22 protein-coding genes are annotated in these 25081 nt (G+C 67.3%); 6 read left to right on the forward strand and 16 right to left on the reverse strand.

Annotated elements, in window-relative coordinates:
- Positions 1-2: 2 nt before the first annotated feature.
- From SNAS_RS18060 to SNAS_RS18090, 7 genes are all read right to left on the reverse strand, one after another.
- On the reverse strand, positions 3-779 hold the full coding sequence (locus SNAS_RS18060; RefSeq protein WP_041626481.1) for an ABC transporter permease: 777 nt from the start codon (positions 777-779) through the stop codon (positions 3-5).
- Positions 780-784: 5 nt separating this feature from the next.
- Positions 785-1510, reverse strand: coding sequence for an ABC transporter ATP-binding protein (locus SNAS_RS18065; RefSeq protein WP_013018895.1), 726 nt, complete (start codon positions 1508-1510; stop codon positions 785-787).
- Positions 1507-2073 (reverse strand): TetR/AcrR family transcriptional regulator, encoded by a 567-nt coding sequence (locus SNAS_RS18070; RefSeq protein WP_013018896.1) that lies wholly within the window; start codon positions 2071-2073, stop codon positions 1507-1509. Before SNAS_RS18070 ends, SNAS_RS18065 begins: the two co-directional genes overlap by 4 nt.
- Before the next feature lie 42 nt (positions 2074-2115).
- A complete protein-coding gene (locus SNAS_RS18075; RefSeq protein ID WP_013018897.1) occupies positions 2116-3342 on the reverse strand; it encodes a cation:proton antiporter in 1227 nt (408 codons plus the stop codon).
- A 9-nt stretch (positions 3343-3351) separates the two neighbouring features.
- Positions 3352-4647, reverse strand: a complete 1296-nt coding sequence (locus SNAS_RS18080) for an ArsB/NhaD family transporter (RefSeq protein ID WP_013018898.1) — start codon at positions 4645-4647, stop codon at positions 3352-3354.
- Positions 4644-4859: a CBS domain-containing protein gene (locus SNAS_RS18085; protein WP_052305051.1), complete on the reverse strand. Its 216-nt coding sequence runs from the start codon at positions 4857-4859 to the stop codon at positions 4644-4646. Before SNAS_RS18085 ends, SNAS_RS18080 begins: the two co-directional genes overlap by 4 nt.
- A 301-nt stretch (positions 4860-5160) precedes the next feature.
- Complete coding sequence (locus tag SNAS_RS18090; RefSeq protein ID WP_013018899.1) at positions 5161-6603, reverse strand: alanine/glycine:cation symporter family protein; 1443 nt, start codon at positions 6601-6603, stop codon at positions 5161-5163.
- Between the two features lie 113 nt (positions 6604-6716).
- Here SNAS_RS18090 and SNAS_RS32955 point away from each other — a divergent pair, with 113 nt between their 5' ends.
- Entirely contained in the window at positions 6717-7220 is a 504-nt protein-coding gene (locus SNAS_RS32955; RefSeq protein ID WP_013018900.1) for a hypothetical protein, read from the forward strand.
- A gap of 42 nt (positions 7221-7262) precedes the next feature.
- Here SNAS_RS32955 and SNAS_RS18100 read toward each other — a convergent pair whose 3' ends face one another.
- From SNAS_RS18100 to SNAS_RS18135, 7 genes are all read right to left on the reverse strand, one after another.
- A complete protein-coding gene (locus SNAS_RS18100) occupies positions 7263-8276 on the reverse strand; it encodes a TolB family protein (protein WP_013018901.1) in 1014 nt (337 codons plus the stop codon).
- Positions 8273-8785: a SigE family RNA polymerase sigma factor gene (locus SNAS_RS18105; RefSeq protein ID WP_013018902.1), complete on the reverse strand. Its 513-nt coding sequence runs from the start codon at positions 8783-8785 to the stop codon at positions 8273-8275. The genes SNAS_RS18100 and SNAS_RS18105 overlap by 4 nt, the downstream gene beginning before the upstream one ends.
- An 84-nt stretch (positions 8786-8869) precedes the next feature.
- Positions 8870-10966 (reverse strand): Hsp70 family protein, encoded by a 2097-nt coding sequence (locus tag SNAS_RS32960; RefSeq protein ID WP_013018903.1) that lies wholly within the window; start codon positions 10964-10966, stop codon positions 8870-8872.
- Positions 10967-11020: 54 nt separating this feature from the next.
- Positions 11021-11665 (reverse strand): response regulator, encoded by a 645-nt coding sequence (locus SNAS_RS18120; RefSeq protein ID WP_013018904.1) that lies wholly within the window; start codon positions 11663-11665, stop codon positions 11021-11023.
- Complete coding sequence (locus tag SNAS_RS18125) at positions 11662-12888, reverse strand: sensor histidine kinase (RefSeq protein WP_013018905.1); 1227 nt, start codon at positions 12886-12888, stop codon at positions 11662-11664. The genes SNAS_RS18120 and SNAS_RS18125 overlap by 4 nt, the downstream gene beginning before the upstream one ends.
- A gap of 74 nt (positions 12889-12962) precedes the next feature.
- Positions 12963-13964 (reverse strand): SDR family NAD(P)-dependent oxidoreductase, encoded by a 1002-nt coding sequence (locus SNAS_RS18130; RefSeq protein ID WP_013018906.1) that lies wholly within the window; start codon positions 13962-13964, stop codon positions 12963-12965.
- A gap of 138 nt (positions 13965-14102) precedes the next feature.
- Complete coding sequence (locus tag SNAS_RS18135) at positions 14103-15068, reverse strand: helix-turn-helix transcriptional regulator (protein WP_013018907.1); 966 nt, start codon at positions 15066-15068, stop codon at positions 14103-14105.
- 71 nt (positions 15069-15139) lie between these two features.
- Between SNAS_RS18135 and SNAS_RS18140 the strand changes: the two genes are divergently transcribed.
- Genes SNAS_RS18140 through SNAS_RS18150 form a run of 3 tightly spaced genes read left to right on the forward strand, consistent with a single transcriptional unit; the run spans position 15140 to position 17936 of the window.
- Entirely contained in the window at positions 15140-15940 is an 801-nt protein-coding gene (locus SNAS_RS18140) for a DinB family protein (protein WP_013018908.1), read from the forward strand.
- A 2-nt stretch (positions 15941-15942) separates the two neighbouring features.
- Positions 15943-16629, forward strand: coding sequence for an alpha/beta fold hydrolase (locus SNAS_RS18145; protein ID WP_013018909.1), 687 nt, complete (start codon positions 15943-15945; stop codon positions 16627-16629).
- Positions 16626-17936 (forward strand): erythromycin esterase family protein, encoded by a 1311-nt coding sequence (locus SNAS_RS18150; RefSeq protein WP_013018910.1) that lies wholly within the window; start codon positions 16626-16628, stop codon positions 17934-17936. Before SNAS_RS18145 ends, SNAS_RS18150 begins: the two co-directional genes overlap by 4 nt.
- A gap of 48 nt (positions 17937-17984) precedes the next feature.
- On the opposite strand, the gene SNAS_RS18155 is transcribed toward SNAS_RS18150, so the two are convergent.
- Complete coding sequence (locus SNAS_RS18155; protein WP_013018911.1) at positions 17985-19091, reverse strand: hypothetical protein; 1107 nt, start codon at positions 19089-19091, stop codon at positions 17985-17987.
- 130 nt (positions 19092-19221) lie between these two features.
- Here SNAS_RS18155 and SNAS_RS18160 point away from each other — a divergent pair, with 130 nt between their 5' ends.
- Both SNAS_RS18160 and SNAS_RS18165 read left to right on the forward strand, forming a co-directional pair.
- A complete protein-coding gene (locus tag SNAS_RS18160; RefSeq protein ID WP_169313897.1) occupies positions 19222-21996 on the forward strand; it encodes an AfsR/SARP family transcriptional regulator in 2775 nt (924 codons plus the stop codon).
- A 43-nt stretch (positions 21997-22039) separates the two neighbouring features.
- Complete coding sequence (locus SNAS_RS18165; RefSeq protein WP_013018913.1) at positions 22040-22801, forward strand: MBL fold metallo-hydrolase; 762 nt, start codon at positions 22040-22042, stop codon at positions 22799-22801.
- Between the two features lie 11 nt (positions 22802-22812).
- Here SNAS_RS18165 and SNAS_RS18170 read toward each other — a convergent pair whose 3' ends face one another.
- Entirely contained in the window at positions 22813-25023 is a 2211-nt protein-coding gene (locus SNAS_RS18170; RefSeq protein ID WP_041625031.1) for an alpha-N-acetylglucosaminidase, read from the reverse strand.
- Positions 25024-25081 lie beyond the last annotated feature (58 nt).

The raw sequence follows: 25081 nt of genomic DNA on the forward strand, positions 1-25081 counted from the left end.
GATCACCTGTTCTCGGTGGGGCCGTTGCCGTTCCACCACAGCAGGGTCGCCACCGCGGCGCCCAGTCCGATCGGCAACGGCAGCAGCAGCTGTGGGAGGGTGATCGCGGCGGCGGCGTCGGTGCCGCCGAGCCCCAGCCACAGACCGGGTGCGGCGTAAGGGAACCAGCCGCCGAGTCCTGCGGCGGTGGCGAGCTGTGTGACCACCAGCAGTCCGAACAGGATCCCGATTCCCGCCAGGTATCCGCGCCACAGGCTGGAGGCCAGTGCCAGGGGTGCGGTCAGGATTATCGTCAGCAGTGCCGCGAGGAACAGCTTCCCGAGTACCGCCCAGTCGTGGGCCCGCAGCGCGCCGGTTTCGGTGACCAGACCCGCCACCACTATGGTCACAGCCGCGAGTGCGCAGGTGACCGTCGCCCAGGCCGACAGCACCGTGAACTTGGCGACAGCGAACTGGATCCGGGTGGTCGGCAGCGACAGCAGTCCGGCCACGGTGCGATCGGTGAACTCCCTGCCGAAGATCCAGCAGGCCACCACGCCGACGACCACGAGCACCGCGACGCTCAGGAACTGTCCTGCCACAGTGAATTGTCCACTCCAGCCTGTTTCGGTGGCCATGGTCCTCGCCTTGACGGCGAGTTGGCTGGTGGAGTCGGAGCGCGCGGCGGCCAGCAGTCCCGTGGACAGCAGCGGAACCGCGAGCCCCAGCACCACTGTGGCCACCCAGGTGAGTCGCGCGCGGCGTAGTTTCAGCCATTCGAAGCCGATGGCGGCGCTCATCGTGTTCACGGGGCATCCTCCAGTTCGGCGGCGTACACGAGGTCGAAGAACTGCTTCTCCAGGTCGGTGCCGCCCGGGTCGAGGGTGGCGGTGATACGGCCGCGGTGGATGACGGTGATGTCGTCGGCGAGCCGGGCCACCTCGTCGAGATGGTGGCTGGACACCAGGATCGCCGCGCCCCGGTGGGTGGCGTCGCGCAGGCTGCGACGAAGCGCCACCACGGCCAGCGGATCGAGTGCGATGGTCGGCTCGTCCAGGACCAGTAGGTCGGGGCGGTGGGCGAAGGCGGCGGCCAGGGCGACGCGTTGCCGGTTGCCCATGGACAGTCGCGCGGCCCGTTTGCCGGCCTCGGCTTCGATGCCGAACTCGGTGATCGCGGCCTCGGTGGCCTGCCGGGCGGCGTGGCGGTCCAGGCCGTGCAAGCGCGCGGCGGCGTAGATGTTCTCCCGTCCGGTCAGCTCACCGTAGGTGCTTTCGGTGCCCAACAGGTACCCGACCCGCTTCCAGACCAGAGCCGGGGCCGTGGCGGCGGGTTGCCCGAAGAGGGTCGCGGTTCCGGTGTCGGGAGTCAGCATGCCCAGTACCGCACGCATGAGGGTGGTCTTCCCGGCGCCGTTGAGGCCGATGAGCGCGTGTATGTGTCCTGCGTGGACCGTCATGTCGACGTCGTGCAGGACGGGTGTGGCGGGGTAGGCGAATCCCAGTTTGGCGACGCTGGCCACTGTGGTCATGGTTCGGGGATCCCTTCCGGATCGAGGGCGCGCAGCGATGACGCGATCGCGCCGTTCATGCTCGACTCGTCCGCGTCGAGTGCCCAGGCCAGCAACGTCGAGGTCAACGCGCCCAGGCAGGCCCCGGCTGCCGCGGCCGACTCCCACCGGGTGTATCCGGCGTCGCGCAACACTTCGGTGATGGCGGCTTCGGTGTCGGCTTGGGCGGCCCACATGGCGGCTCGCAACGCCGGGGTGGCCGCGACGAGCCGGGACCGGCGTCGTGCCAGTGGTTCCACGGCGGTATCCGCGCCCCGCCAGGCCGACCAGATTCCCCGGCAGGTCGCTTGCAGCGCCGAGACGTCGGGGGCGATGGCGGCGGCGACCGCCTGGGCGATGAGCGGGTCGAAGGGATCCCACACCACCGCGGCCTCCTTGGTGGGGAAATGCCGGAAGAACGTCATCGGTGTCACCCCGGCGGCTTCGGCGATCCGGGCCACCGTCGTGGCCTCGAATCCGTCGCGTTCGAAGGCGTCCATGGCGCACTCCTGCAACCGCAGTCGGGTGCGTTCCCTCTTGCCCATCTCAAAATGTTACCCGATAACATTTTGAGATGGGCGGCGCGATCAGGTCTCGCCGTTGGCGCCCTTGCGGCCGCGCAGGCGGCGGACGTGCCGGTGCCAGGCCGGGGTCTCGTCCGAGTCGTCGAACCACCGGGCCACCACCACGTCGGTGGAGGAGTGCAGCAGGATGGACACCACGATGGCCCCGGCGATCAGGTGGAACAGCACGTCGGCGGCGGCGATGCCCGACTCCAACACGATCAGTCCATACACGACCGAGGCGAAACCCTTGGGGCCGAACCACATGGCGGCGGCCTGCTCGCGCAGGTTGAGCCCCGCCCGCAGAAACGACACCCACAGCGCGACCGGCCGGGCCACGACGATCGCCACGACGACGAACACCCATCCGGCCACGCCGATCTCGGCCAGGAACACCGGGGAGATCAACGCCCCGAACACCAACAGCGCGGCGAGTTTGAGCAGTTCGGCACCCAGTTCGCCGAAGTGCTCGAAGGCGTGGCGCTGCCGGGGACCGAAGGTGGCCACGGTGATCCCGGCGGTGAACGCGGCGATGAACAGGTTGCCGTGCACGGCCTGCGACACCGCCAGGACCACGATGCCGATGGCCACCGCGTTGAGCGGTTCGTACTGAGTGGACGCCGCGAAGAAGCGCAGCCGTTCCAGCCGCAGCGCCAGCCACGGGACGGCCACGCCGATCACCAACCCCAGCAACAGTTCCAGGCCCAACTCGCCCACCCCGAGGTCGCCGGATCCGGCGCACACCGCCAGGAACACCATCACGAACGGCAGCGCGATGCCGTCGTTGACTCCGGATTCGACGTTGAGCAGGTGCCGCAGCCGGTGCGGGACCTTCTCGTTGCCGACCAGCGCCGAGGCGAACACCGGGTCGGTGGGCGCCAGGACCGCGCCCAAAAGCAGCGACTCCGGCCAGTCCAGGCCGACGATGAAGTGCGCCGCCACGGCGGTGACGGCCAGCGTCAGCGGCATCCCCCACCCCAGGGCCCGGCCCGGCAGCCGCCAGGCGCGGCGCAGTTGCGGCCAGCCGACCTTCATGCCGTCGGTGAACAGGACCGCGAACAGCGCCAGTTCGGCGAGGATCTTCACCGAGTCGTCGGCCGGGGTCAGCGAGATGACACCCAGGACACCGTCGCCGAGGACGAATCCCCCGGCCAGGAACAGCACGGCGGTGGACAGGATCGTGCGGTGTGCCAGTGACGACAACAAGACCGCGGCCAGTAGCAACAGCGCGAAGGACAACAGCAGGGGCACGGGGTTTCCTCAGGTGAGTACGAAGTAGCGCAGCCACAGGTAGGGCGTGGCCAGGGCGATGGTGACGACGGTGGTGACGAGTCCGTACTTGGTGAACTGCCAGAAGCTGATCTTCTTGCCCGCGCGTTCGGCCATGCCCAGCATGACGACGTTGGCCGAAGCGCCCACGGCGGTGGCGTTACCGCCGAGGTCGGCGCCCAGGGCCAGCGACCACCACAGCACCTGGCCGCTGTCGCCGGGTTGAGCCGCGGCCATGTCGGCCACGACCGGGCTCATCGTCGTCACGTACGGGATGTTGTCCACGATGGCCGACAGGAACGCCGACCCCCACAGCAGCAACATGGACGCTCCCAGTACCCGGTCACCGGTGGCTTCGGTGGCGGCCTGCGAGACGTGCGCGATGACGCCGGTGGACACCAGCGAACCGACCAGGATGAACAAACCTGCGAAGAACACCAGCGTGTGCCACTCGACGTCCTTGAGCACCGCGTCGGTGTTCAAACGCGACAACGCCAACAGGCCCAGGCCACCGACCATCGCCACCACCGACGGTTCGATGTGGATGACGGTGTGGACCATGAACGCGGCCGTCACCACGACCAGCATCACCAAACTGATGACCAGCAGTCGGGAGTCCTTGATGGCGTCGCGTTCGCGCAGCCGCGCCAGCTGGGCGGCGGTGTCGGGGTCGTAGGTGAACGCGGAACGGAACATGACGCGGCACAATCCGATGAACACCACCAGCAGGATGAGCACAATCGGCGCGAGGTGGATGAGGAAGTCGTTATAGGACAGATCGGCGCGAGCGGCGATGATGATGTTGGGTGGATCCCCGACCAGGGTCGCGGTTCCGCCGATGTTGGAGGCCAACACCTCGGCGATCAGAAACGGCGCCACCGGTGCCTTCAGCCGCTCGCACACCAGGAACGTCACCGGGGCGATGAGCAGGATCGTGGTGACGTTGTCCAGGATTGCCGAGGCCAGCGCGGTGACCAGGACCAGCAGCACCATCACCCGATACGGGCGGCCTGCGGCGCGTTTGACCGCCCAGATCGCCAGGTACTCGAAGACCCCGGTGCGGCGCAGTACCGACACGATCAACATCATCCCCAGCAGCAGGAAGATGACGTTCCAGTCGATGCCTGACTTCTCGCTGAAGAACGCGTCTTCGGGTGTGGTGGCGCCGATGACGAGCATGATCGCCGCTCCGCCCAACGCGGCGGCGATGCGGTGAATCTTCTCGGTCGCGATCAGGGCATAGGCGCCGACGAAGACCGCCACCGCGACCCAGGCGATGACGCTCATGTGGCCACCAGCCGGTCCATGAGCGCGTCCAGCGTAATGGCCCCCAGCAGGGTTTCGGCGTCCGTGGCGGCGAGGATCGTGGATGGCCGACCATCCTGGTCGATGACGATCAAACCGGGCAGGTCTTGGCCCGCCAACAGGCGCGCGGCTTCCAAACCCGTGGTGGAAAACTCCACGGTCGGAAACGGCGCGGCCAGGTCACTGGCACGCAACGGGGAACTCCTTCGGCATCGAGCACTATGGACGACGCCGACCAGACTTCCCGGCACACCTGGCTCAGACCCTACCCGTCGCCGGATCGGTGAGAAGCACCGCGTCTTGACGCTGCGTTGACACCTGAGTGCCATACCGCACGCCACCACCCGGCTCAGCACACCTCAAAGGGACTGGTGACGGGCGAAGAAGTTACGGACCGCCGCGTTGACGCGTACTGTCGCCGCGGCTACGGTCGCGCGCACAGGTGGCATGGCCGGGATTGTCGGCTTCGATGGTCACGAAACGGACAACCCGCGTTCACCGCACCTTCTCGCGGATCGGTTCCCAGCACTGTGTTCCCTCCAGTTCGGGTATGCGGTCGCGGGTGAAGACAGGGTCGAGCCCGGCCTTGCGCTGCTCGTCGTAATCCTTGAGCAGCTTCAGGGCGATGCCGCCCAACGGCACGATCGCGACCAGGTTCACCACCGCCATGACACCCATGGTCACGTTCGCCAGAGCCCAGACCACTTGCAGGGCAAGCAGGCCACCGACGAAGGCGACGCCCAGGATCGCGATCCGGAACCACACTGCCGCGTGCCGGTTGGTGGTGAGGAATCGCAGGTTGGTCTCGCCGTAGTAGTAGTTGCCGATGCATGAGGTGAAGGTCAGGAACAGCAGGATGACGGTGAGCAGGTGTACCGCCCAGGAGCCCAGGTTGTCGTCGACCGCGATCTGGGTCAGCGCATCCTCGGTTTTTGGGTTACCGAGTTCGGGCGTGGAGACCAGCACGATGAACGCCGTGATCGAACAGATGAAGATCGTGTCGAAGAAGACGCCGAACGACTGGGTCAGGCCCTGTTTGACCGGGTGCGAGACCGACGCGGTGGCTCCGGCGTTGGGGGCCGAGCCCAGGCCGCCCTCGTTGGAGAACATGCCGCGTTGAACGCCGATGATGATGGCGGTGCCGATGGTGGCGCCGCCGATCTGTCGCAGCCCGAAGGCCGATTCGAATATGCCGGTGAACACCCCGGGGAGCTGTTCGATGTTGACCGCCACCACCAGGATGCCGACGATCAGGTACAGGCCCGCCATGATCGGCACCATGTACTCCGAGACGTGCGCGACCCGGCGAGCGCCACCGAAGATGACCAGACCGAGAAGGACCACCAGGGCAGAAGTGATCACTATGGACGTGGTGGTGCCCGACGTCCCGCCGAACGCGTCGATGGACCCGTTGATCGCGGAGGTGAAGGTGTTGCTCTGCACCATCATGAACGTCACCGGGAAGGTGAAGATCAGTACGACGGCGAAGACGACGCCCAGCCACCGCCGCTTCAACCCGTGCTGCATGTAGTACGCGGGACCGCCGACGAAGCCGGACTCCGACCGGACCTTGTACGCCTGCGCCAAAGTGGACTCGACGAACGCCGCGGCGGCCACGAGGCTGGCCATCGTCCACATCCAGAACACCGCACCCGGTCCGCCGGTGCTGATGGCGATGGACACGCCGACGACGTTCCCGGTGCCCACTCGGGCGGCGGCCGAGATCGCGAAGGCCCCGAACGCCGAGACCCCCTTGCGTCCGTCCTCGGCGACGGCCGGTGGTTCCTTGAGGTTGCGGATCATCTGCGGGAACAGTCGGAACTGGACGCCACGGGAACGGAACGTGAAGTACAGGCTGGCGATGGTCAGTAGTGGGATGACCAGGAAAAGCCAGTAGTTGTCATTGATGGTGTTGACAGTTTCGATGAACTTTTCCACAACAGCTCCTGTTTGCCGGGGTCCAGACGCTGCCGGAAACCGTACCAACAGCACAATTCGCCGCGAAAGCGACGTGAAGCCGTTTTGAAGTCGGGGGCGTGCAATATTGTCCCATGCGATTCCCCGTGCTTCGTGCCGTCGCCATCATGCTGGTCGCCGCCCTCGCGCTGTCCGCGTGCAAGGACAACGCGTCCAAGGACGACGCCAAACCCAGAGATGAGGCGTCGTCGTCGAAGAGCTCGCCATCCAGTTCGCCGTCGGCCGCCGATACTGAGGTGCCCAAGACCAGTGGCGCGGCGGTCGACCGGTACGAGGATTACCTGCACGCCGTGGGTAAGAGCGAGCTGGACACGATGTGCGAGATCGCCAAGCCCGCCATGGACACGGTCCCCGGCGACTGCGAGTCGAACTTCAAGATAATGCTGGGGATGTTCTCGGCCGATCAGCTCAAGGCGCTGGAGACCGCGACCATCGACACGTCGCAGGTGAAGAAGCAGGGTCCGGGAACTGTGGATATTCCCGCGTCGGCGGTGCAGGCCGACGCCACGTTCGGGGCCAACGACCTCGGCGACGTCACCTTGGAGTACCAGAAGGACAACTGGTTCATCGTCGACTAACCGGGGACGGTCAGTTCTGCCGCGTGGCTTGCTCGGTTCTGTTCACTGTGGGACGAATCCGATGGCCGGGTCCTCGGCCACGACACCATCCGGTGTCGATGCGACCTCGTCGATAAGTTCGCCTCGGGTGTCGTACAGGTGCTGGTATTCCTCGGCGTCGATTTCGTCCTGGTCGGATTCGACGACCACGCGGCCGGGAACCGCGAAGACCGAGGGGCCCGCATGCCAGTAGCCTGTTTCGGCGTTGCTGCTCAGTACTGTTTTGTCGCTGGCGGTGTCCAGGATCGTGTCGCAGTAGATGTCGCGGTTTTCCAGGTCCTCGTAGTACCCCTCACTGGCGTACACACACAGGAACCGGCCGTCGGGTGACACCGCCCCGAGCCCTACAAGGGACCATTCGCTGGCCGCCTCGACGGCTTTGGCGGCACCGACGGATTTCGTCTTGCCGTCGGCGTCGGTCACGTAGACGTCCACTGTGCTGTTATCGGCCTTCGCCGTGCTGTAGACACTGCCGTCCTTCGCGGCCCGCATGTCGCACGGATGCGGAACAGCCACGGGGTCAAAGCTGCCGTCGGCGATGTCGACGAATCCGGCGCGGTCGTCGAAGTCGGAGCCCTTGTCGACGAGCAGCCGCTGGCTGTCGGGCGCCCAGGTCGGGAAGGAGCAGGTCTTCTGTTGGCCCGAGTACTCCGCGACCTTGGTGATCTTTCCCGTGTCGAGGTCGCGGACCTTGATCAGGTTCCCGTTGGCGCCGCCGACGTCGTCGGTCATATAGGCGATGTACTCGCCGTCGGGCGAAATGGCGCCGGTTTGGCCATACAGGCCGTCGTCGGTTCCCGGCGGAATGACTTCAGTCCTCGTGGGGTCGCCTGTCGTCCAAGACGCCAGACCCTCATCGCCGTCGCTGTTCGAGACCGCCTCGTAGAAGGTGCCGGTGAGACTGTCGCTGGCGGCCCGTTGGTTGCCGTCGGCGACCGCGGTGACGCTGGCGACGACGCCGCTGGCAAGGAGCAGGCTGGCGATCGTGGCGGTGGTCTTGAGGTGCTTGACGGTCATGAGGTGGCTCCATTGGTCAGCTCGAAAGGGGTGGGCAGCACGGAACGCAGCTTGCTGAGGGCACGCAGCGTCTGGGTCTTGACCGTCCCCTCGGAACGGCCGAGGATCTCGGCGGTCTGGGCCACGGAGCGGTCCTCGAAGTACCGCAGCACGACGACGGCCCGGTGCCGACGCGACAGCTGGAACAGCGCCGCGCGCAAACTCACCTTCAGGTCGACCTCGCCGGTGGCGTCGGCGACCGGGCGTTCGACGGGAATGTCGGTGAGGCTTTCGGGCACCTTGCGGCGTCGCCACCACGACACCTGGAGGTGGTACATGGTCTTGCGGGTGTACGCCTGCGGGTTTCCGTCGCGCCCCACGCGTTTCCAGGCTCGGTGAGTACGCGCCAGCGCCGACTGCACTAGGTCTTCGGCCAGATGCCGGTCGCCGGTGAGCAGGTACGCCGAGCGCAGCAGCGCTGGCGTGCACGCGATCGCGAACTCCTCGAAGTCTGATCTCTGTCGATCCACGGGATCTCCTCTGCCGAACGAACCCTAGGTAGAGACACTACTATGACCTAGGTAGAGATACAACCATGGCTACTTGAGCTCGGGTTATGCGCGGTGGGCGAAGGTCTGTCGCGCCGTTTTCGCCAGCAGCAACGCCAGGATGGCAATGGACAGCGCACCGACGATGGCACTGACGACGATCAGGAAAGCCGCCTCAGCGGTGTCGTGGGGCGAGTTCGCGAGGACGCTTATGATGTACAGGCAGGCGATGGGGATCGCCACGTGGACGACGACGGCCACCATCCACACTCGACGCCAGCGGAGGTTCAGCCTGGCGGCGGTGATCCCCGAGATGGTGAAGAGGACGACGAGCAGGACCGGAAGAACCGCCAACGCCGTGGTGAAGTCGACGTTTCGCACGTGTTCCGTGATTTGCGGGCTGATGTAGTCGTAGCCGTGGGCGTTCTGGCCGACCAGGACAACGACGGGGATCGCCGCGACCGCGCCCGACACCGTGACGATCCACATCAGAATCCGTGCGACAGGCACCGGCATCGGTGGTGGGGCGGTGACCGGCGGCGTGACGGCGAACCACCGCGAAGCGCTGGAAGTGTTCAGCAGTACCACGCAGGTGACGGATAGGCACACTTGCGCGAATGCCAACAGGGACATCGTGACGGTGAGTTCTATGTAGCTGGGCGGCTCTTGCGTGTTGGCGTGTATCGCGATCGCCGCGGCAGCGGTGGCGATCGCCGCATTCATGGCCAGCGCGAAGAACCGTGTGAAGCGGGTGCGCTGTTTGGACAGTATGGCCGCCAGACGCAACGCGACGGCGTTGGGAGCGATGGCGATCGGGACGAGCGCCAGCAACGGTTCGAGGTAGCCGATTCCCTCATCGCCGGTGGAGTAGCTGGTGACGTCGTCTGCCACCACCACGAGGACGAAGATCCACAAGGCTGCGATGGCGCCGTTGACCCACATGAGCATGCGTGCTGCCCGTACGGCGGTGGTGGGTCTGTCGCTCAGGGTTTGCGGGGGCTCGTTGTGGGGCTCGCGATCGGGGTCCGGTTCTGACGACGGCGTTGGCGTTGGCGCCGCACGCCTTCGCGTCGGTTCCGACGCGGCGGCGACCCCGTTCGAGGCCGGTTCGTACAACGTCGCTCCCTGTGCCACGACGAGCTCCGGCTGCTCCAGCACCACCGGTGGTGTCCCCAGCGCCCGGTGCAGCATGCCCGCCACCAACGGCATCCGGCTGGCCCCGCCGACCAGCAACACATCGGACAGTCGATCCTCGGGCAGCCGCGACGCGCGTCTGACCGCCTGGGTGACCCGCACCGCGCGTTCCAGCAGCGGGCGGGTCAGCTCCTCCAGTTCGTCGCGGGTGATGTGGGTGTCGGTTCCCAGCAGCGGGACGGGAAGTTCGGCGCGGGCGCGGCGGGACAGCTGTTCCTTGGCGATGCGCACGTCCTCGTACAGGGCGCGGCGAGCCCGCCGGTCCTCCATCGTCTGCGGGTTCACCAGGCGCGACCACTGTGGCTGGTCACCGTAGCGACCGGACAGCAGCGCCACCAGCGCGTGGTCGATGTCCACCCCGCCGAGGTTGTCCACGCCGTCCACCGACAGCACCTCGAACCCGTCGGGGGTGTTGACCACGACCGAGGCGTCGAACGTGCCGCCACCCAGGTCGGCGACGACGATGCCGCGACCGTGCGGTAGCTCGTGTCGCAGTACGTGGGTGAAGTAGCTGGCCGCGGCGACCGGCTCGGACACCAGACGCGCGTCGCCGAACCCGGCGGTCGCAGCCGCGTCCTCCAAGGTCAGTCGCCGCGCCGAACCCCATACCGCCGGATGGGTCAGGGTCACCGCCTCGACCGGGCCGCCGAGGACGCGTTCACCTTCCAGCCGCACCCGTGTCAGTACGGCGGCGAACAGCTCCTCGACGCCGAACTCCTTGTCCCCCAGCAACACCAGGCCGTCGTCGACGCGCCGTTTGGGGTGGGGTTCGAAGCGGGCCGGTTCGAGTCGCGCCGCGTTGCGGGCGTCCGCGCCGACGACAAGGCGCGCATCGGGTTCGGCGTACACGGCCGAGGGCAGCAGCGGCGAGGAGTCGAACAACAGCGGCACGACCGCACCGTCACGATGGAGCACCGCGACGGTGTGCGAGGTACCGAAGTCAACCCCGAGCCGCGATTGGGGGGACACGACGTCACCCTACCGAACCGGCGCCCGACCGCCTGGCCGCTGAGTGCCGCCGCATCACTCGGTCGTGGTGCCACTTCGGACGGCCAGCACCGCCAGCCGGACCCGGTTGGAGCAGCCCGTTTTCGTCATCAGGCTGGCGATGTGGGTCTTGACGGTGGTCACCCCGAGGTGCAGGCGCTCGGCGATGTCGACGTTCGCGTACCCGGCGCCGACCAGCGCGAGTACTTCGCGTTCCCGGGTGGTCAGTTTCGGGAGTGTGGCGGTGGGAACGCTCGCGCGGGCTCGAACGGCACTGTCGACGATGCGTTTCACGACTCCGGCGCTGAAGGGGGTGTCTCCGTCGGCGGCTTTTCGGATCGCCTCCAGCAGTTCGTTCGGTGAGGTGTCCTTGACGAGGAATCCGCACGCTCCCGCCGCCAGTGCCGGGTACAGGTGGTCGTCATCGTCGAATGTGGTCAGCGCGACGACGCGGGTCGACGGTCGCTCGGCCAGGATCCGTTGGGTGGCGGTGATGCCGTCCATGCCGGGCATGCGCAGGTCCATCAGGACGAGGTCGGGACACAGTTCCCCGGCCAGCCTCACCGCCGCCTGGCCGCCGTCGGCTTCGCCGACCACCTCGATGTCGGCGGCCGGTTCGCACAGCATCCGCAGCCCGGCCCGGATCAGGCGTTGGTCGTCGACCAGCAGCACCCGGATCATGACGCGACCGCCGGGCGCGGCTCGGGCGCCGGGGCGGGGACGGCGTCGGTGGGTTGCGGCAGGACCGCGCGCAACCGCCAACCGTCCGATGTGGGTCCGACGTCCAGTTCCCCGCCGAGCAGTTCCACGCGTTCCCGCATGCCGATCAAGCCGAACCCGCTTCCGTCGCTTATGGTCTGCGGTTGCCGTCCGCCGCCGTCGTCGTCGATCTCCAACCGGATCGCGCCCTCGGTGTCGTGCCGGATCGCGATGCTCACCCGGGCGGTGGGGCCGCCGTGTTTGGCGACGTTGGTGAGGCCCTCCTGGCACAGTCGCAGCACGGTCAGGGCACGCACGGCGTCGATGTGACCGATGGACTCGTCGAACGACGCGGTGATGTCCAACCCGAGTTGCCGCCCGCGTTCGGTGGTCTCCTCGATGGCCTCGCGCAGGCCCTTGGGTTCGATCAGCGAGATGCCCTCGCCGGAGCGCAGCATCCGCACCAGGCGGCGCAGGTCGTCCAGGACGGTGGCGGCGCAGTCGTGCACGTCGTCCAGGGTCTCCTTCGTCGCCTGCCCCAGGTCGGGAAGCACCTCGCGGGCGACGCCGACGCGCAGCAGTATCGAGGCGATCTGGTGGGCCACCAGGTCGTGGAGTTCCCGGGCGATGGTGACCCGTTCCGAGGCCCTAGCGGCACGCGCGTCCGAGGCCCGGCGCCGTATCTCCGCCTCGGCGCGTTGGGCTTCGGCGCGGGCCCGCTGTTCGGCCTGTTCGGTCAGCCGCCAGGCCGAGCGCAGCTGGGTTCCCAGCAGCAACGGCACGCCGAGCACGACGACCAGGCCGTAACCGATGGCGGGCAGATCCTGCGGCAACCGGTCGACCTTGCCCGCCAGCGAGCCCACGACCAGTGCCACCGCGGCGATCCCGGCCCACCGGGCCGGGCGGCGGGCGGCCAGTTCGAACAGCGCGAAACTGGCGAAGATCTTCACGAGCATCACCGCCGGACCATCGCCGCCGACGGTGGCCGCGACCGCCAGCAACGCCGCCAACGCGATCGCCGCCGCCAGCGGGACGGCGCTGGCGAGACCGCCGAGCACCACCGCCGCCGCCGCGAACAGCCAGTCGGCGGTCGTGACGCCGTCGGCCCGCAAGCCGAGGTATCCGGCCGACAACGCCGCCATGGCCAGCATGCGCACCGGTGCATACCGCACACCGAACACCTGCTGGAGGTTGGACCCGAACATCGCTCCACCTTATGCGGGGATTTCGCCACTGACCGGGTGTGAGACGCCCGGCCGGACGCCTCACACCCGCGGGTTCACGAGGAGAAGGCGGTCTGCCCGCCGTCGATGGCCACCTGGGAACCCATCATGAACGGGTACTCCCCCGAGGCCAGCGCCAACGCCAGCGCGGCGACCTCCTCGGCGCGCGCTATCCGTCCGGCGGCCGGGACGTGGTCCTTGGCGAACTGGCTGGCCCCCACGTGGAACACCTCGTCCGGGAAATTGTCCACACCAGACAGTCGCCGGGCGAGTTCGGTGTCGGTAAGGCCGGGCAGGATGGCGTTGATCTGGATGCCGTGCGGCCCGTAGTCCAAGGCCGCCGAGCGCATCAGCCCGGCCTGGGCGGCCTTGCTGGCGGCGTAGACCGACTGCTCCTTGCGCGACGACAACGCGTTCACCGAGGACGTGATGAGGATGTTGCCGCCACCGGAATCCAGCAGATGCGGGATCTCGTACTTCATGGCCAGGAAGGTCCCCCTGATGTTGGTCTCGAAGATCTCGTCGAACTCGCCAGAGCTGAACTCGTGCAACGGTTTCTCCATCGAGGTTCCGGCATTGTTGAACGCGACGTGCAGGCCACCGTAGGTCTCGACGACAGTGTCGACGAAGGAGGCGACCTCGTCCTCGGAGCGCACGTCGGCCTTGATGTACGTCGCCTCGCCACCGGCCTTGCGGATCTCCGCCTCGACCTGCTCGCCGCGTTTGACGCGCCTGCCGCAGAACCCGACCTTCGCGCCCTCGGCCGCGAACGCTTTCGCGGCGGCGGCGCCGATCCCGGAGGTGGCGCCGGTGACCAGGACGACCTTGTCCTCGAAGCGGCGCTTCTGCGTCGGTGGGGTCTGGGGAACGTTGGCGTCGGCGCCGACGAACACACCACCCACCGCCCCCACCGCGAGTCCGGCGGCGCCGATCGCGGCGCCTCGCAGCAGTCGGCGGCGGTTCGGACGACCGCCCGGATCCGTTTCGGTGCGGGCGTTTGTCGCCGTCGTCTCGTTCTCGTCGTCGGCCGCGATCTCGCGGGGCTCATCGTTGGACATTCCGACAACCTCCTCATTCGTCACCGCCAGACTCCGGGCACGGGGCGCGCGACACCTCATCCCGCCGGACCGAACCCCGGCCATGACGACGGGTGGCCTCCTACCGCGGTAGGAGGCCACCCGGATGAGTGCGGCTGTTTAGTCGCGCTGTTCCGGCACGGCGGTGGCGAATCGGGAAGCGACGATCGCGACGGCGGCGCGCAGTTCCTTTCCGCCGGTGACCCGGAAAGCGAAGGGCACGTTCGGAAGCCATTCCTGCGCGTACATCGTCGGATTGCTGGTGCTGCCGACGAGCACGCAGCCGTGCGGCGCCGGTTCGAGCCGTCCCATGGGCGGCCGGATCCACGGCGCCACCTCCGCCAACGGGAGGTCGAACTCCACCCGGGTGGGGTACTCCCAGCCCATACCCAGGCTCTCCTCCAGGGTCGCCACCGGATCCAGATCCTTGGGCAGCGTGAACTCGTGCTCGGTCTGCTGGAGGCTGCGGACGCGGTCGATGCGGTAGGTGCGGGTCGCGTCGGCGCGATGCGAGTGACACAGCAGGTACCAGCGGCCGTAGCGGACCACGACGGCCCAGGGGTCCACTTCGGTCTGCCATTGGTTGCCGGACTCGCTGCGGTATTCGAGCAGCACACGACGCTGTGCCGCCGCGGCGGCGACCAGCGCGCTGGTGACGGCCGGATCGGGACGAGCCGAATAACGATCGGGCGCGGCCGAGGCGTGCTCCCGCAACGCCGCGGCCTGCTGCCGGACGCGCTCGGGCAGCGCCTGAATGACCTTGTCCAAAGCGGACCCGATGAGGTCGTCGACGTCGGTGGCCGCTGGCTGGCTGTCGAGCACCGCCATGACCAGCCCGAGCGCCTCGGTCTCGGTGAACACGACCGGAGGCAGTTTCATACCGCGACCGAGCCGATAACCGCCGTAGATCCCGCGCGCCGAATCGACGGGGATGCCCGCCTCGCGCAGGATGCCGACGTATCGCCGCGCGGCCCGCTCCGTGACCCCCAACCGCTCGGCAAGCTCCCCGGCCGTCGTGCCGGGCCGCGCCTGCAGGATCTCCAGGGTGCGCAGCGCCCGCGCGGTAGGGCTGATGTTCTTCGGCATGCGAAAAAGACTAGGCGGACTTTTCCTAAACCGGAAGCCGATTGTCCGGAACCGGGTCTAGCTTGATCGGCATGACCGAGTTCCACGACCAAGACCTCACCGGGGCGAGCTTCGAACGCGTGAACCTGCGCGACGCCAGCTTCACCCGGGTGCACCTCAACGACGCGCGGCTGCGCGCGGTCGACCTCACCGGGGTCCAGATCCGCGGCGCCATGCTCAGCCGAAGCCGCATGCGCGGCGTCGAACTGGAGGACGTCGACATCAGCGGCGACCTGCGAAACGTCATCGTCAACGGCGTCGACATCGCCCCGCTCGTGGAGGCCGAACTGAACCGGCGCTACCCCGAGCGCGCGAAGCTGCGCCCCGACGACAGCGACGGCTTCCGCGAGGCGTGGACGATCCTGGAACGCCTGTGGGAGGAGACCCTCACGCGCGCGAGAACGTTCCCCGAAGCCGACCTCCATCGCAGTGTCGACGACGAGTGGTCCTTCATACAGACCCTGCGGCACCTCAGCTTCGCCAGTGCCGCCTGGGTGGGGCGGATGATCCTCGGCGACGCCGCGCCGTGGCACCCGCTGGACCTTCCGTGGGACGAGGCGCCCGGCTGGGACGGCATCCCCTGGGACCGCCAGGCGAGGCCCACACTCGACGAAGCGCTCGCGGTCCGACGCGAACGCCAGGCGATGGTGCGCCGCGTCATGGAAAACCTCACCGACGAGCAACTCGCCTCCGAGGTGACCCGGCTCGAACCCGGATGGCCCCGTCTGGAGGGGTTCCCGCTCAAGGAATGCCTCCACATCGTCGTCATGGAGGAATGGGAACACCGGCAGTACGCCGAACGAGGTCTGACCATATTGGACAAGGAGAAGTAGACATGGACATTGTGCTCATAGCCGGAATGTGGTTCGACGGTTCCGCGTGGGATGACGTCGCCGTCGAGCTGACGAAGCTCGGTCACCGTCCGCTGCCGGTCACGTTGCCGGGACAGGGCGACGGAAACACCGCCGCCACCTTCGACGACCAGGTGGCGGCGGTACTGGCGGCGGTGGACTCAGTGCCCGGCAAGCCCATGGTGGTGGGGCATTCCGCCGCCTGCGCCCTGGCCTGGGTGGCCGCCGACGCGCGCCCCGACAAGATCGCCAAGGTCGCTCTCATCGGCGGTTTCCCGTCCGCCGACGGAGAAACCTATTTCGGTTTCTTCGAGCCGGTCGACGGGTTCGTCGCGTTCCCCGGTTGGGAGCCGTTCGCGGGCCCCGACTCGGCCGACCTGGACGACGAGGCCAAGCGAGGCCTGGCCGCCAGGGCGGTCGCCGTTCCGGAGGCCGTGACCAAGGGCGTCGTGCGGCTGTCCGACGAGCGACGCTACGACATCCCGGTGCTGGCGGTGTGCCCCGAGTTCACCCCCGCCGATCTTCAGGAGTGGATCGCCGCCGGAGACGTGCCCGAACTGGCCAAGGCCAAGCACCTGGACGTCGTGGACATCGAATCCGGACACTGGCCCATGTTCACCAAACCGATCGAACTGGCCCGACTGCTCGATTCGGGTACAAATGCAGGGTGACACAACCTGACCAAGATCCACAACGGCAGGAATTCATCCAGTGGGCACGCACCCATGGACACCCGCTGACCGGGGCCGATGGGGACCCGGACGTCGCCGATCTCGCCCCGCTGTCGGGAGTGGTCGGCGACGCCCGTCTGGTGGGGCTCGGTGAGACCTGGCATCCGGTGCACGAGTTCCTGGCGCTGCACTTCCGCATGACCCAGTACCTGATCGAGCACAAGGGTTTCACCGCGGTGCTGCTGGAAGGCAGCCTGGCCACGGCCCGGCACCTCGACGACTACGTCCAGGGTCGTCGCGACGATCTGTCCGATGTGGCGGTGTCGAGCCTGTGGGAGAATGCGGAAACCGTGTCCTTCATGGACTGGCTGCGCGAGCACAACGCCGCACTGCCCCCGCACCACCGGGTGCGGATCTTCGGTCTGGACAACTACTTCCTCATCATGGAGGACGTCACCGCGCCCGGCACGGGATTCGAAGCCGTGCTGGAGTACCTGCGGCGCGTCGACCCCGATGACACCCCGCCACACCTGGATGTGGTCCGGCAGGTGTTCTCCGGCTTCGCCACCGACGCCGCCTCGCCGACCGAGCGCCGCAAAGCCAACTTCAGCTACTTCGGCACCCTCGACATCCCGACCCGGGACCGGTTCCGTGCCGCCCTCGACCACATCATCGAGCGACTCACCGACAATCGCACCGAATACCTCGACCGCACCGACGCCGAGGACTTCGCGTGGGCCCTGCACCGCGCCACGGTGATCCGCCAGGCGCAGGACATGTACGAGACGCTCCAACAATCCTTCGCCGACGGTCTGGCCGAACACGTGCGAGCCATAGTCCACAACGTCCAGTGGTGTGTGGACCAGCTGGGCGACGACGGCAAAGCGGTGATACTGGCCACCGGCGTACACCTGACCCGAGGCCCGTGGACGTACACCACTCACGACACACCCATCCCGTCGGTCGGCGCACTCCTGTCCGAGACGTATGGCGACGACCTCGTCGTGCTGTCCACATGCTTCGGTTCCGGTCGATTCGACCCGCCCAACCTGGTCACCGGAACGGTGGACATCCCCGAAGCCGCCGCCGACAGCCTCGACACGGCTCTGGCCGCCACCGGTGCCGCCGCGTTGCTGGTCGACCTTCGCGGCCGAACCTCACCACCGCCGCCCGTCAGTTGGCTGTCGACACCGCACCCGTTGCGTCCCATGCAAAACGTCGCCAACCCACCCCGCTACCGACTGGCCGAGGCACTCGACGCGGTGATCTACATCGACCACGTCCACGCCCACCAGCCCCGCCACTGAGCGGAATAGCTGGTGGGCGCTCTCGGTGGACGCGAACTCGAAAAAGCCTCACAGTTTGTCGAGGATTTTCTTGACGTCCTTCTTCACCTGTTTCCCCAGGTCCCTGGTGTCGGGTTTAAAGGTCATCAAGCCGGTGCTCTGGTACTCCGCCGACACGCTTTGCGACTCACCCGGCCGCAGACTGAACGTGACGCTGCAGTCGGCCAGCTCTGAGGTGCCGACCTTGACGGTGACGGTGGCGGTGCAGGATTGGGACTGCCCCGAGTCGGTTGTCGCTACTCCCTTGAAACCGACCTTGACCTTGTTCGCGACAGTCTGGAACTTCGGTAGGTCCTCCGCCCCCATCAAGGCGGTGAAGGTGCACGTGGTGCCCGAGCAGAAGAAACCATCGCTGGACATCGCCATCGACACGCCGCCGTACGCGTAGACCGGAGAGAGATCCTTGACCGCCGCGCGCAGGTCCTTCGCCCAGGATTTCACCGCCTTCGTGTCGAGTGCGCCGAGTTCGAGGTCGAGAGCCGCGGTGTGTTCGCTCTTTCCGGCTTTGTAGGTGACGGGAACGTCGTCGAGGTGGATGATCCGGTGGGGTTTGTCGACGGTCACGCACATCGTGCCGTCACGTACCTCAAGGGGATAGCACCGGTCGCCGTGTTTCTCGGTGGGTTCCTGCCGCCAGGAGTCGGCGGCCTTGACCTCGCGCAGCGTCGACTTCAGCGCCGCCACGTACATCTTGGTAGCAAGCACCGAGCCAGGATCGAAGAACTCCTTCGGATCGACCGGCGACCAATCGCCACCGAGCACCTTGGCCTGCTTCTCATCGTGGTCGTAGCCCTTCCAGAATGCGGTGTCCGCGTTGACGAAGTACTTGCCGTCCACGGACAACAGTTTCAGTTTCGCGTCGCCGACCTTGGCGGTGCCGTACATCAGTCCGGCGTCGGAGATACCAATGGTGACCGTCGCGTCGTGTCCGTCGACGAAGTCGTCGACCTCGCCGGTGAAGCTGAGAAACGGATGTTTCTCCAGCTCGGAGAGTGCTCCGTCCACCAGATCGGTCGACTGCCCCTTGGGGAAGTCGATCGGACCGAAGCCGGTGCCGCAACCGGCGAGGACCAGGGTCAGTCCAATCATGAGTCCATGGCGTAGGCGGGTTCGCATCGAAATCTCCTCGGCTGATCACCCCGGGTTCTCCCCTCCGGAACCCGCATCGTTCGTATTGTTTCGGGCGGTTCTTGACGAGGACTTGTGGAAAACTTGAGGTTCGCCCGGCATGGATCGAGGAAGACGTTTGCCTACAGTAGATATTCGGTTGCTCGACGGCGTCGAAATGCTGCGCGACGGGGTTTCGGTCGCGGCCGGGTATCCGCGACAGCGGATGGTGCTGGCGGCCCTGGCCGTCGAGGTGGGGCGGGTGGTCCGCCCGGAGACACTCATGGCACGCATCTGGGACGGCCCCGTGCCGGAGTCGGCGGTCAATTCCGTGCAGAGCTACATATCCCGGTTGCGGAAGCTGTTCGAAGGCGTCGAGGGGACGAACATCGAGCGCAGGTTCGGCGGATACGTCCTGGCCACCGAGCCGGAGACGGTGGACCTGCACCGGTCGCGGAACCTGATCGCAAAAGCCAGAGCTACTGTGGACGACGATGTGGCCGATCGCTTGTACGGTGAGGCGCTCGGCTTGTGGCGCGGCGAGGCGTTCGCGGGGTGCGGCACGGCCTGGTTCGACGGCGTCCGCGCCAGCCTGGCGGCCGAGTTCCATCGGGCCGGGCTCGACCACAACGACGTGCTGCTTCGGTTGGGACGGCACGACGAACTGGTCACCGTGCTGCCCGACTCCGTGCGTGGCCACCCCTTCGATGAGCGGCTGACCGGTCAGCTCATGCTCGCCCTGTTCCAAGCCGGACGGCAGACCGAAGCACTGGAACACTATGCCCGGCTGCGTGACCGGCTGGTCGAGCAGCTGGGCAACGATCCCGGACCTGAACTGCGCGAAGTGCATCGCCGGATCCTCGTCGGTGACGCGTCCACTCCGAAGCCGATGACCGTCACGGGGCCGGTGCCCCGCCAGCTGCCCGGCGCGCCACGGCTGTTCACCGGGCGAGACAAGGAGATCGGCCGACTCGACGACGGCCACGACGCTGACGCCGCACCGGTTTGGGTGATCTCGGGGCCGGGCGGTATCGGCAAGACCTGGCTGGCGCTGCACTGGGCGAACCAGCGCCTGGACCACTTCCCGGACGGGCAGCTGTACGTGAACCTCCACGGTTTCCACCCCACCGAGGAACCGGTGCCCGCTGCCGCGGCGCTGAATCAGGCACTCGAAGCCCTGGGGGTGCCCGCGACTGCGATTCCCGCCGACACCGAGGCACGCGCCGGGAAGTATCGCAGTCTGGTGGCGGGCAAGCGAATGCTGGTGCTGCTTGACAACGCCCGCGACGGCGAGCAGGTGCTGCCGTTGCTGCCGGGCGGCGGCTGCTGCACCACGCTGATAACCAGCCGTCGCGATCTTCCCGGCCTCGGCGCCGCCCACGGCGCACGATCACTGCGACTGGGCACATTGGATGACGGCCAGTCGTGGCAGGCCCTGGCACGTCATCTCGGCGAACAGCGGCTCGCCGAACAGCCCGCCGCCGTCACCGAACTCATCGAGCGTTGCGAAGGGCTGCCGCTGGCCCTGGGCATCATCGGCGCCCGGGCGGCCGCCCATGACGATTTCCCACTGACGGCCCTGGCCGAGGAGCTGCGGGAGCGCGCCGACCGGCTGGACATGATGGACAGCGGTGAACTGGTCGTCGGCCTGCGAGCGGTCTTCGACGGGTCCTACCGGACCCTCGCATCGGACGAAGCCCAGCTGTTCGCATGGCTCGGGTCGGTCGACGGGCGCGATATCGGGCTGCACGCCGCGGCCAGCCTCGCAGGCCTGCCGATCGGTCGTACCCGGATGCTGTTGCGGGGTTTGGAGACCGCCAACCTGATAGAGCAGCACACACCCGGCCGCTACCGCATGCACGACCTCACCCGGTTGTACGCGGCGGAACGCTCCAACGCCGATCCCGCCGCGCTGCGCCGACTCGTCGTCCACTATCTGCACACCGCCACCAGAATGGACGAACTGTGTCTGCCAGACAGGTACCGGGACGACCATGACCCCGGCGAACTGGTCGAGGGCTGTCTTCCGGCTCCATTGGATGACCCGCAGCGGGCCCGACGGTGGCTGAGCCTTGAGCGCGCCAACATCCTGTCCGTGCAGGGCATCGCACTTGAACAGGGCTGGTATGACAAGGTGTGGCGGTTGGCGTGGTGTTCCACCATGGTTCTTTGGAACCTCAACTACGCTGATGACGCGCTGCTCGTCTGGCAGAACGCCACCGCGGCCGCCGAGCGACTCGGTGAACCCCGCGTGGACGCGATCGTCGCGGCTTTCCTTGGACGTGCGTTCAACCGCGTGGGCCGAGTGAAGGATGGCATTCGGCACATGAGCGTCGCACTGCGAGGTTTCGAGACGATCGGCGACCGTCCACATCAGTGTATTATCCGGATCCACATCGCCCGATGCCATACGCGGTTGGGCAACGTGCGCCAAGCGCTGTCTGTCGTCCAGCGGGCCGCGCGGCTACCCAAGGACGAAGTACCTCCGATCGAGTTCGCGAGTGCCCTCAACGCCGTCGGCTGGTACAACGCGCTCCTCGGCGATTACGACGCGGCTCGAGTCCACTGTGAAGAGGCGTTGCGAATACTTCGGGACGTCGACGCCGAAGCCCCCACCATATGCGATGTCCTCGACAGCCTCGGCTACATCGCCCAGCATGTCGGCCGATACACCGAAGCGGTGGACTACCAGAACAAGGCGTTGGCGGCGCTCAAAGAAGGATGGGGCGAGGGCTCTCGTCCGAAGATGTACGAACGCCTCGGCGACATCCATCGCGCTGGTGGCAGCGGTCATGAGGCCCGCGACGCGTGGCGTCGGGCCCTCGACCTCTACACCTCGCAGCACCGGGGCGAAGCAGCCGACGCCGTCGCCGCCAAACTGGCCGACCTGTCCACCGACGCGGAAGGGCGGTGACTACGGTTTGGCCATTCGCGTTCACCATCTCAACTGCGGCACCATGAGCCCTTTCGGCGTCCCCGATGGACTGGTTTGCCACGTTCTTCTCCTCGAGACGGACACGGGCCTCGCACTCGTCGACTGTGGATTCGGCACCCTCGACATCGCCAGCCCCGCCAAACGCTGCGGCCCGATCAGGCACTTCATCCGGCCTGCCTTCGACGAAGCCGAGACCGCGATCCGGCAGGTCGAGCGGCTTGGCCACCGCCCCAGCGATGTCCGCGACATCGTGGTGACCCACTTCGATGCCGATCATGTCGGTGGCCTGTCCGACTTTCCATGGGCCCGAGTCCATGTCACCGCCGATGAAGCGGCCGGTGCTCTGCGTCCCGTTACCCTGCTGGAGAAGCGGCGCTACCGAAGCGCTCAGCGCGATCACGGTCCCGAGCTCGTCCCGCACACCCCGGGTGAGAAAGAGTCCTGGCGCGGGTTCACCGGAGTCAAGGAACTGACCGAGATCGCCCCGGGCATCGTGCTGATCAGCCTGCCGGGGCACACCCGTGGCCACGCCGCTGTCGCCGTCGACGCGGGAGACCACTGGGTCCTGCACGTCGGCGATTCCTTCTATCACCGCTCGCAGTTGGGTAGCGCGAAGCGACCGCCGGTTTCACTGCGGGTCCTGGAGCGCGCCGTCGCCTTCGACCGGGACCGGCTCGGGGCGAATCTCGCACGGCTGACCGAGCTGTGGAACGACTCGGAGCCGGGCCTCGTTCTCGTCAACGCGCACGACCCCACGTTGTTGCACCGAGCCCGGTCCCGGTGACCGGCCAGGACCTAGTCGCCGCGGAAGTCCGCGAGCGCGTCGCGGACCTCGGTCGCGACCGCGTGTGGGTCGCCCTTCGGTTCGGTCGCGTGATCGTCGGTCTTGGAGGCCCACTCGTGTTCGAGGGCGAACCAGTCGATGTGTTGCGGCGCCTGGCCGCTGTCCAGTGACTCCGCGAGTGAGTCGAAGTATCGGCGCCACCGCATCGCGTACAGGTCCGACACCAGGCCCGCCAGTTCGCGGTTGGCGTAGTCGTGCAGTCGGCCCTCGTCGCTGCCGGATCGGTGGCCCCACACCGAGACGATCGTGCGCGCGTCGTACTCCAGATCCTTGGCCTCGTCGGCGGTTCGGGCACTGCGGCGGGCCGCTTCCAGCCATGGTCCCAACAGGAATCGGCGATCGGTTTCCAGTAGCCGGTCCAGTAGCCTCATCCAGTCGAGCCAGGTTCGGGTGTGCTTGTCGAACTGCTTCTTGTTCTGGTTGACGAACGCGCTTTTGACGCGTGGCAGCAGTTCTCGCCCCGCGTTGACGAGGCTTTGGCGCGCCACGTCCACCAGGTCGAAGCGGTAGGCGTCATTGTGGAGCGACTTGTCCACGTCCAGCAGGGCGGGCAACGCCTGGGCGAACACCGCCGCGTCGTAGCGCAGGAACTCCGGTGAGAAGTAGTCGGCGTGCGTGACGTCCAGACCGGGCCGGGCGCCGAACAGTCCGTCCGCCGCCTCGGCCCAGCGGCCGGACGGCATCGCGTACGCGCTGCGCCGCAACGCGTCCCAGGCCGTGCGGGCGTTGTCGTCGGCGCCGCCGTATCGGCGGTCCGCGTAGTCGGCGAACCATTCACCGAGGTCGATGGAGTCGCGCCAGGCGAGTTCGGCGAACAGTTCGAAGGCCGCCGGGTCCCGGCCAGCGCCTTCGGGCATCCACGCGATCCCCGACACCGCGCTGTCCGGCGCGGTTCGCCATTGGCCGAACCGTTTCGCCCACACCTTGGCGTTGGCGCCGATGGTGGTGTGACCGCCGAAGTTCGGGATCGTCCCGAAGGCGTAGGGCGTACCCGGCCAGGTGTGCTCGCGGTCGAGGTCGTCGAAGCGGTCCGAGATTCCATCTACTATGAGCACTCGCGAGGTGTCGATGTCGGTGAGTATGTCGGTACGCGGGTTCTTTCGCCAGCCCAGCATCACCCAGGTCGCGCCGGGGCGGGCGCGTTGCAGTGCGAGCGCGACGCCCTTGGCCGCGTCGGGTATCGGGATGCCTCCCGGGTCGCCACCCTCGTGCATCAGATCCATTTTGTACATGTCGGCTTCGCCGAGCAGCTGGGCCTGGTGGCGGTAGAAGCTGGCGGCCACCTTCGCGAACTCGTTTCCGGTCGGGTCGAGCCAGTCGGGTCGGGAGAACCCGTACCACACGCCCTGCGGCACCGTCCTGGCCTGCTGGTTGCGCTTGGCGAAGCCGCCGGGGATGGTGCCGAAGTAGCCCGGCAGCACCGGACGGATGCCCAGTTCGGCCATGCGGGTCCTGATCCGGCGGGCCAACTCGGCGCGAGAGTCCAGGAGGTGCTGGGAGATGGGACCGGGGAAGGCCGAGAGGTTCTGCATCAGCATCCACGGCTGGTGCCCGGGCAGCGGGATCCACTCGCGCAGTTCGGCCGCCGAGTAGCCGAACTCGGTGAAGACCTCGCGGTAGACCGCGTCGGTGCCGGTGGTCAGCAGCACCTCGTTGTATCCGTGCAGCGCCAGCAGGTCCAGCTCGCGCTCCCAGGCCGTCCAGTCCCGGTAGGGGCCGGTGTAACCCTCGTGAGTGTCGTTGAACGCGAACCGGTGTCGCACCACGGCGGTGTGCTCGATGCGTTGGCGGGGCGCGGGTAGTCGCTTCGCGAGTGCCGACAGGCTGCTGCCGGGCCAGGACACGTCGACCCCGGCGACGTGTTTCAGGTACCAGTTCACGCCGGTGAGCACCACCGCCGGGGTGGAGCCGGTCACCTCGATCGCCGCTTCCCGTCCGGAGACGGTGAACCGGTCGACCTCCCCGGTTAGCGACAGCGCGAACTGGGTGTGGTGCTTGGGCAGCAACCGTTTCAGGCTTTCGCGGGCGGGCCGGACGTTGGTGGGTTCCACATAGGCGACGTCCGGGGGTGCCGCGATGGTCGACGCGGCGGTGGATTTGGTGGTGGCCAGCACCGGGACGGCTGCGGCTCCGGCGAGGAGGCTGCGACGCTTCACGGACATGCCTCATCAAATATCGACATGAAGCCACAGCTGGTGCCGTGCAGTGGCAACACAGCCG

This window comes from Stackebrandtia nassauensis DSM 44728 (assembly GCF_000024545.1).
Lineage (GTDB): Bacteria > Actinomycetota > Actinomycetes > Mycobacteriales > Micromonosporaceae > Stackebrandtia > Stackebrandtia nassauensis.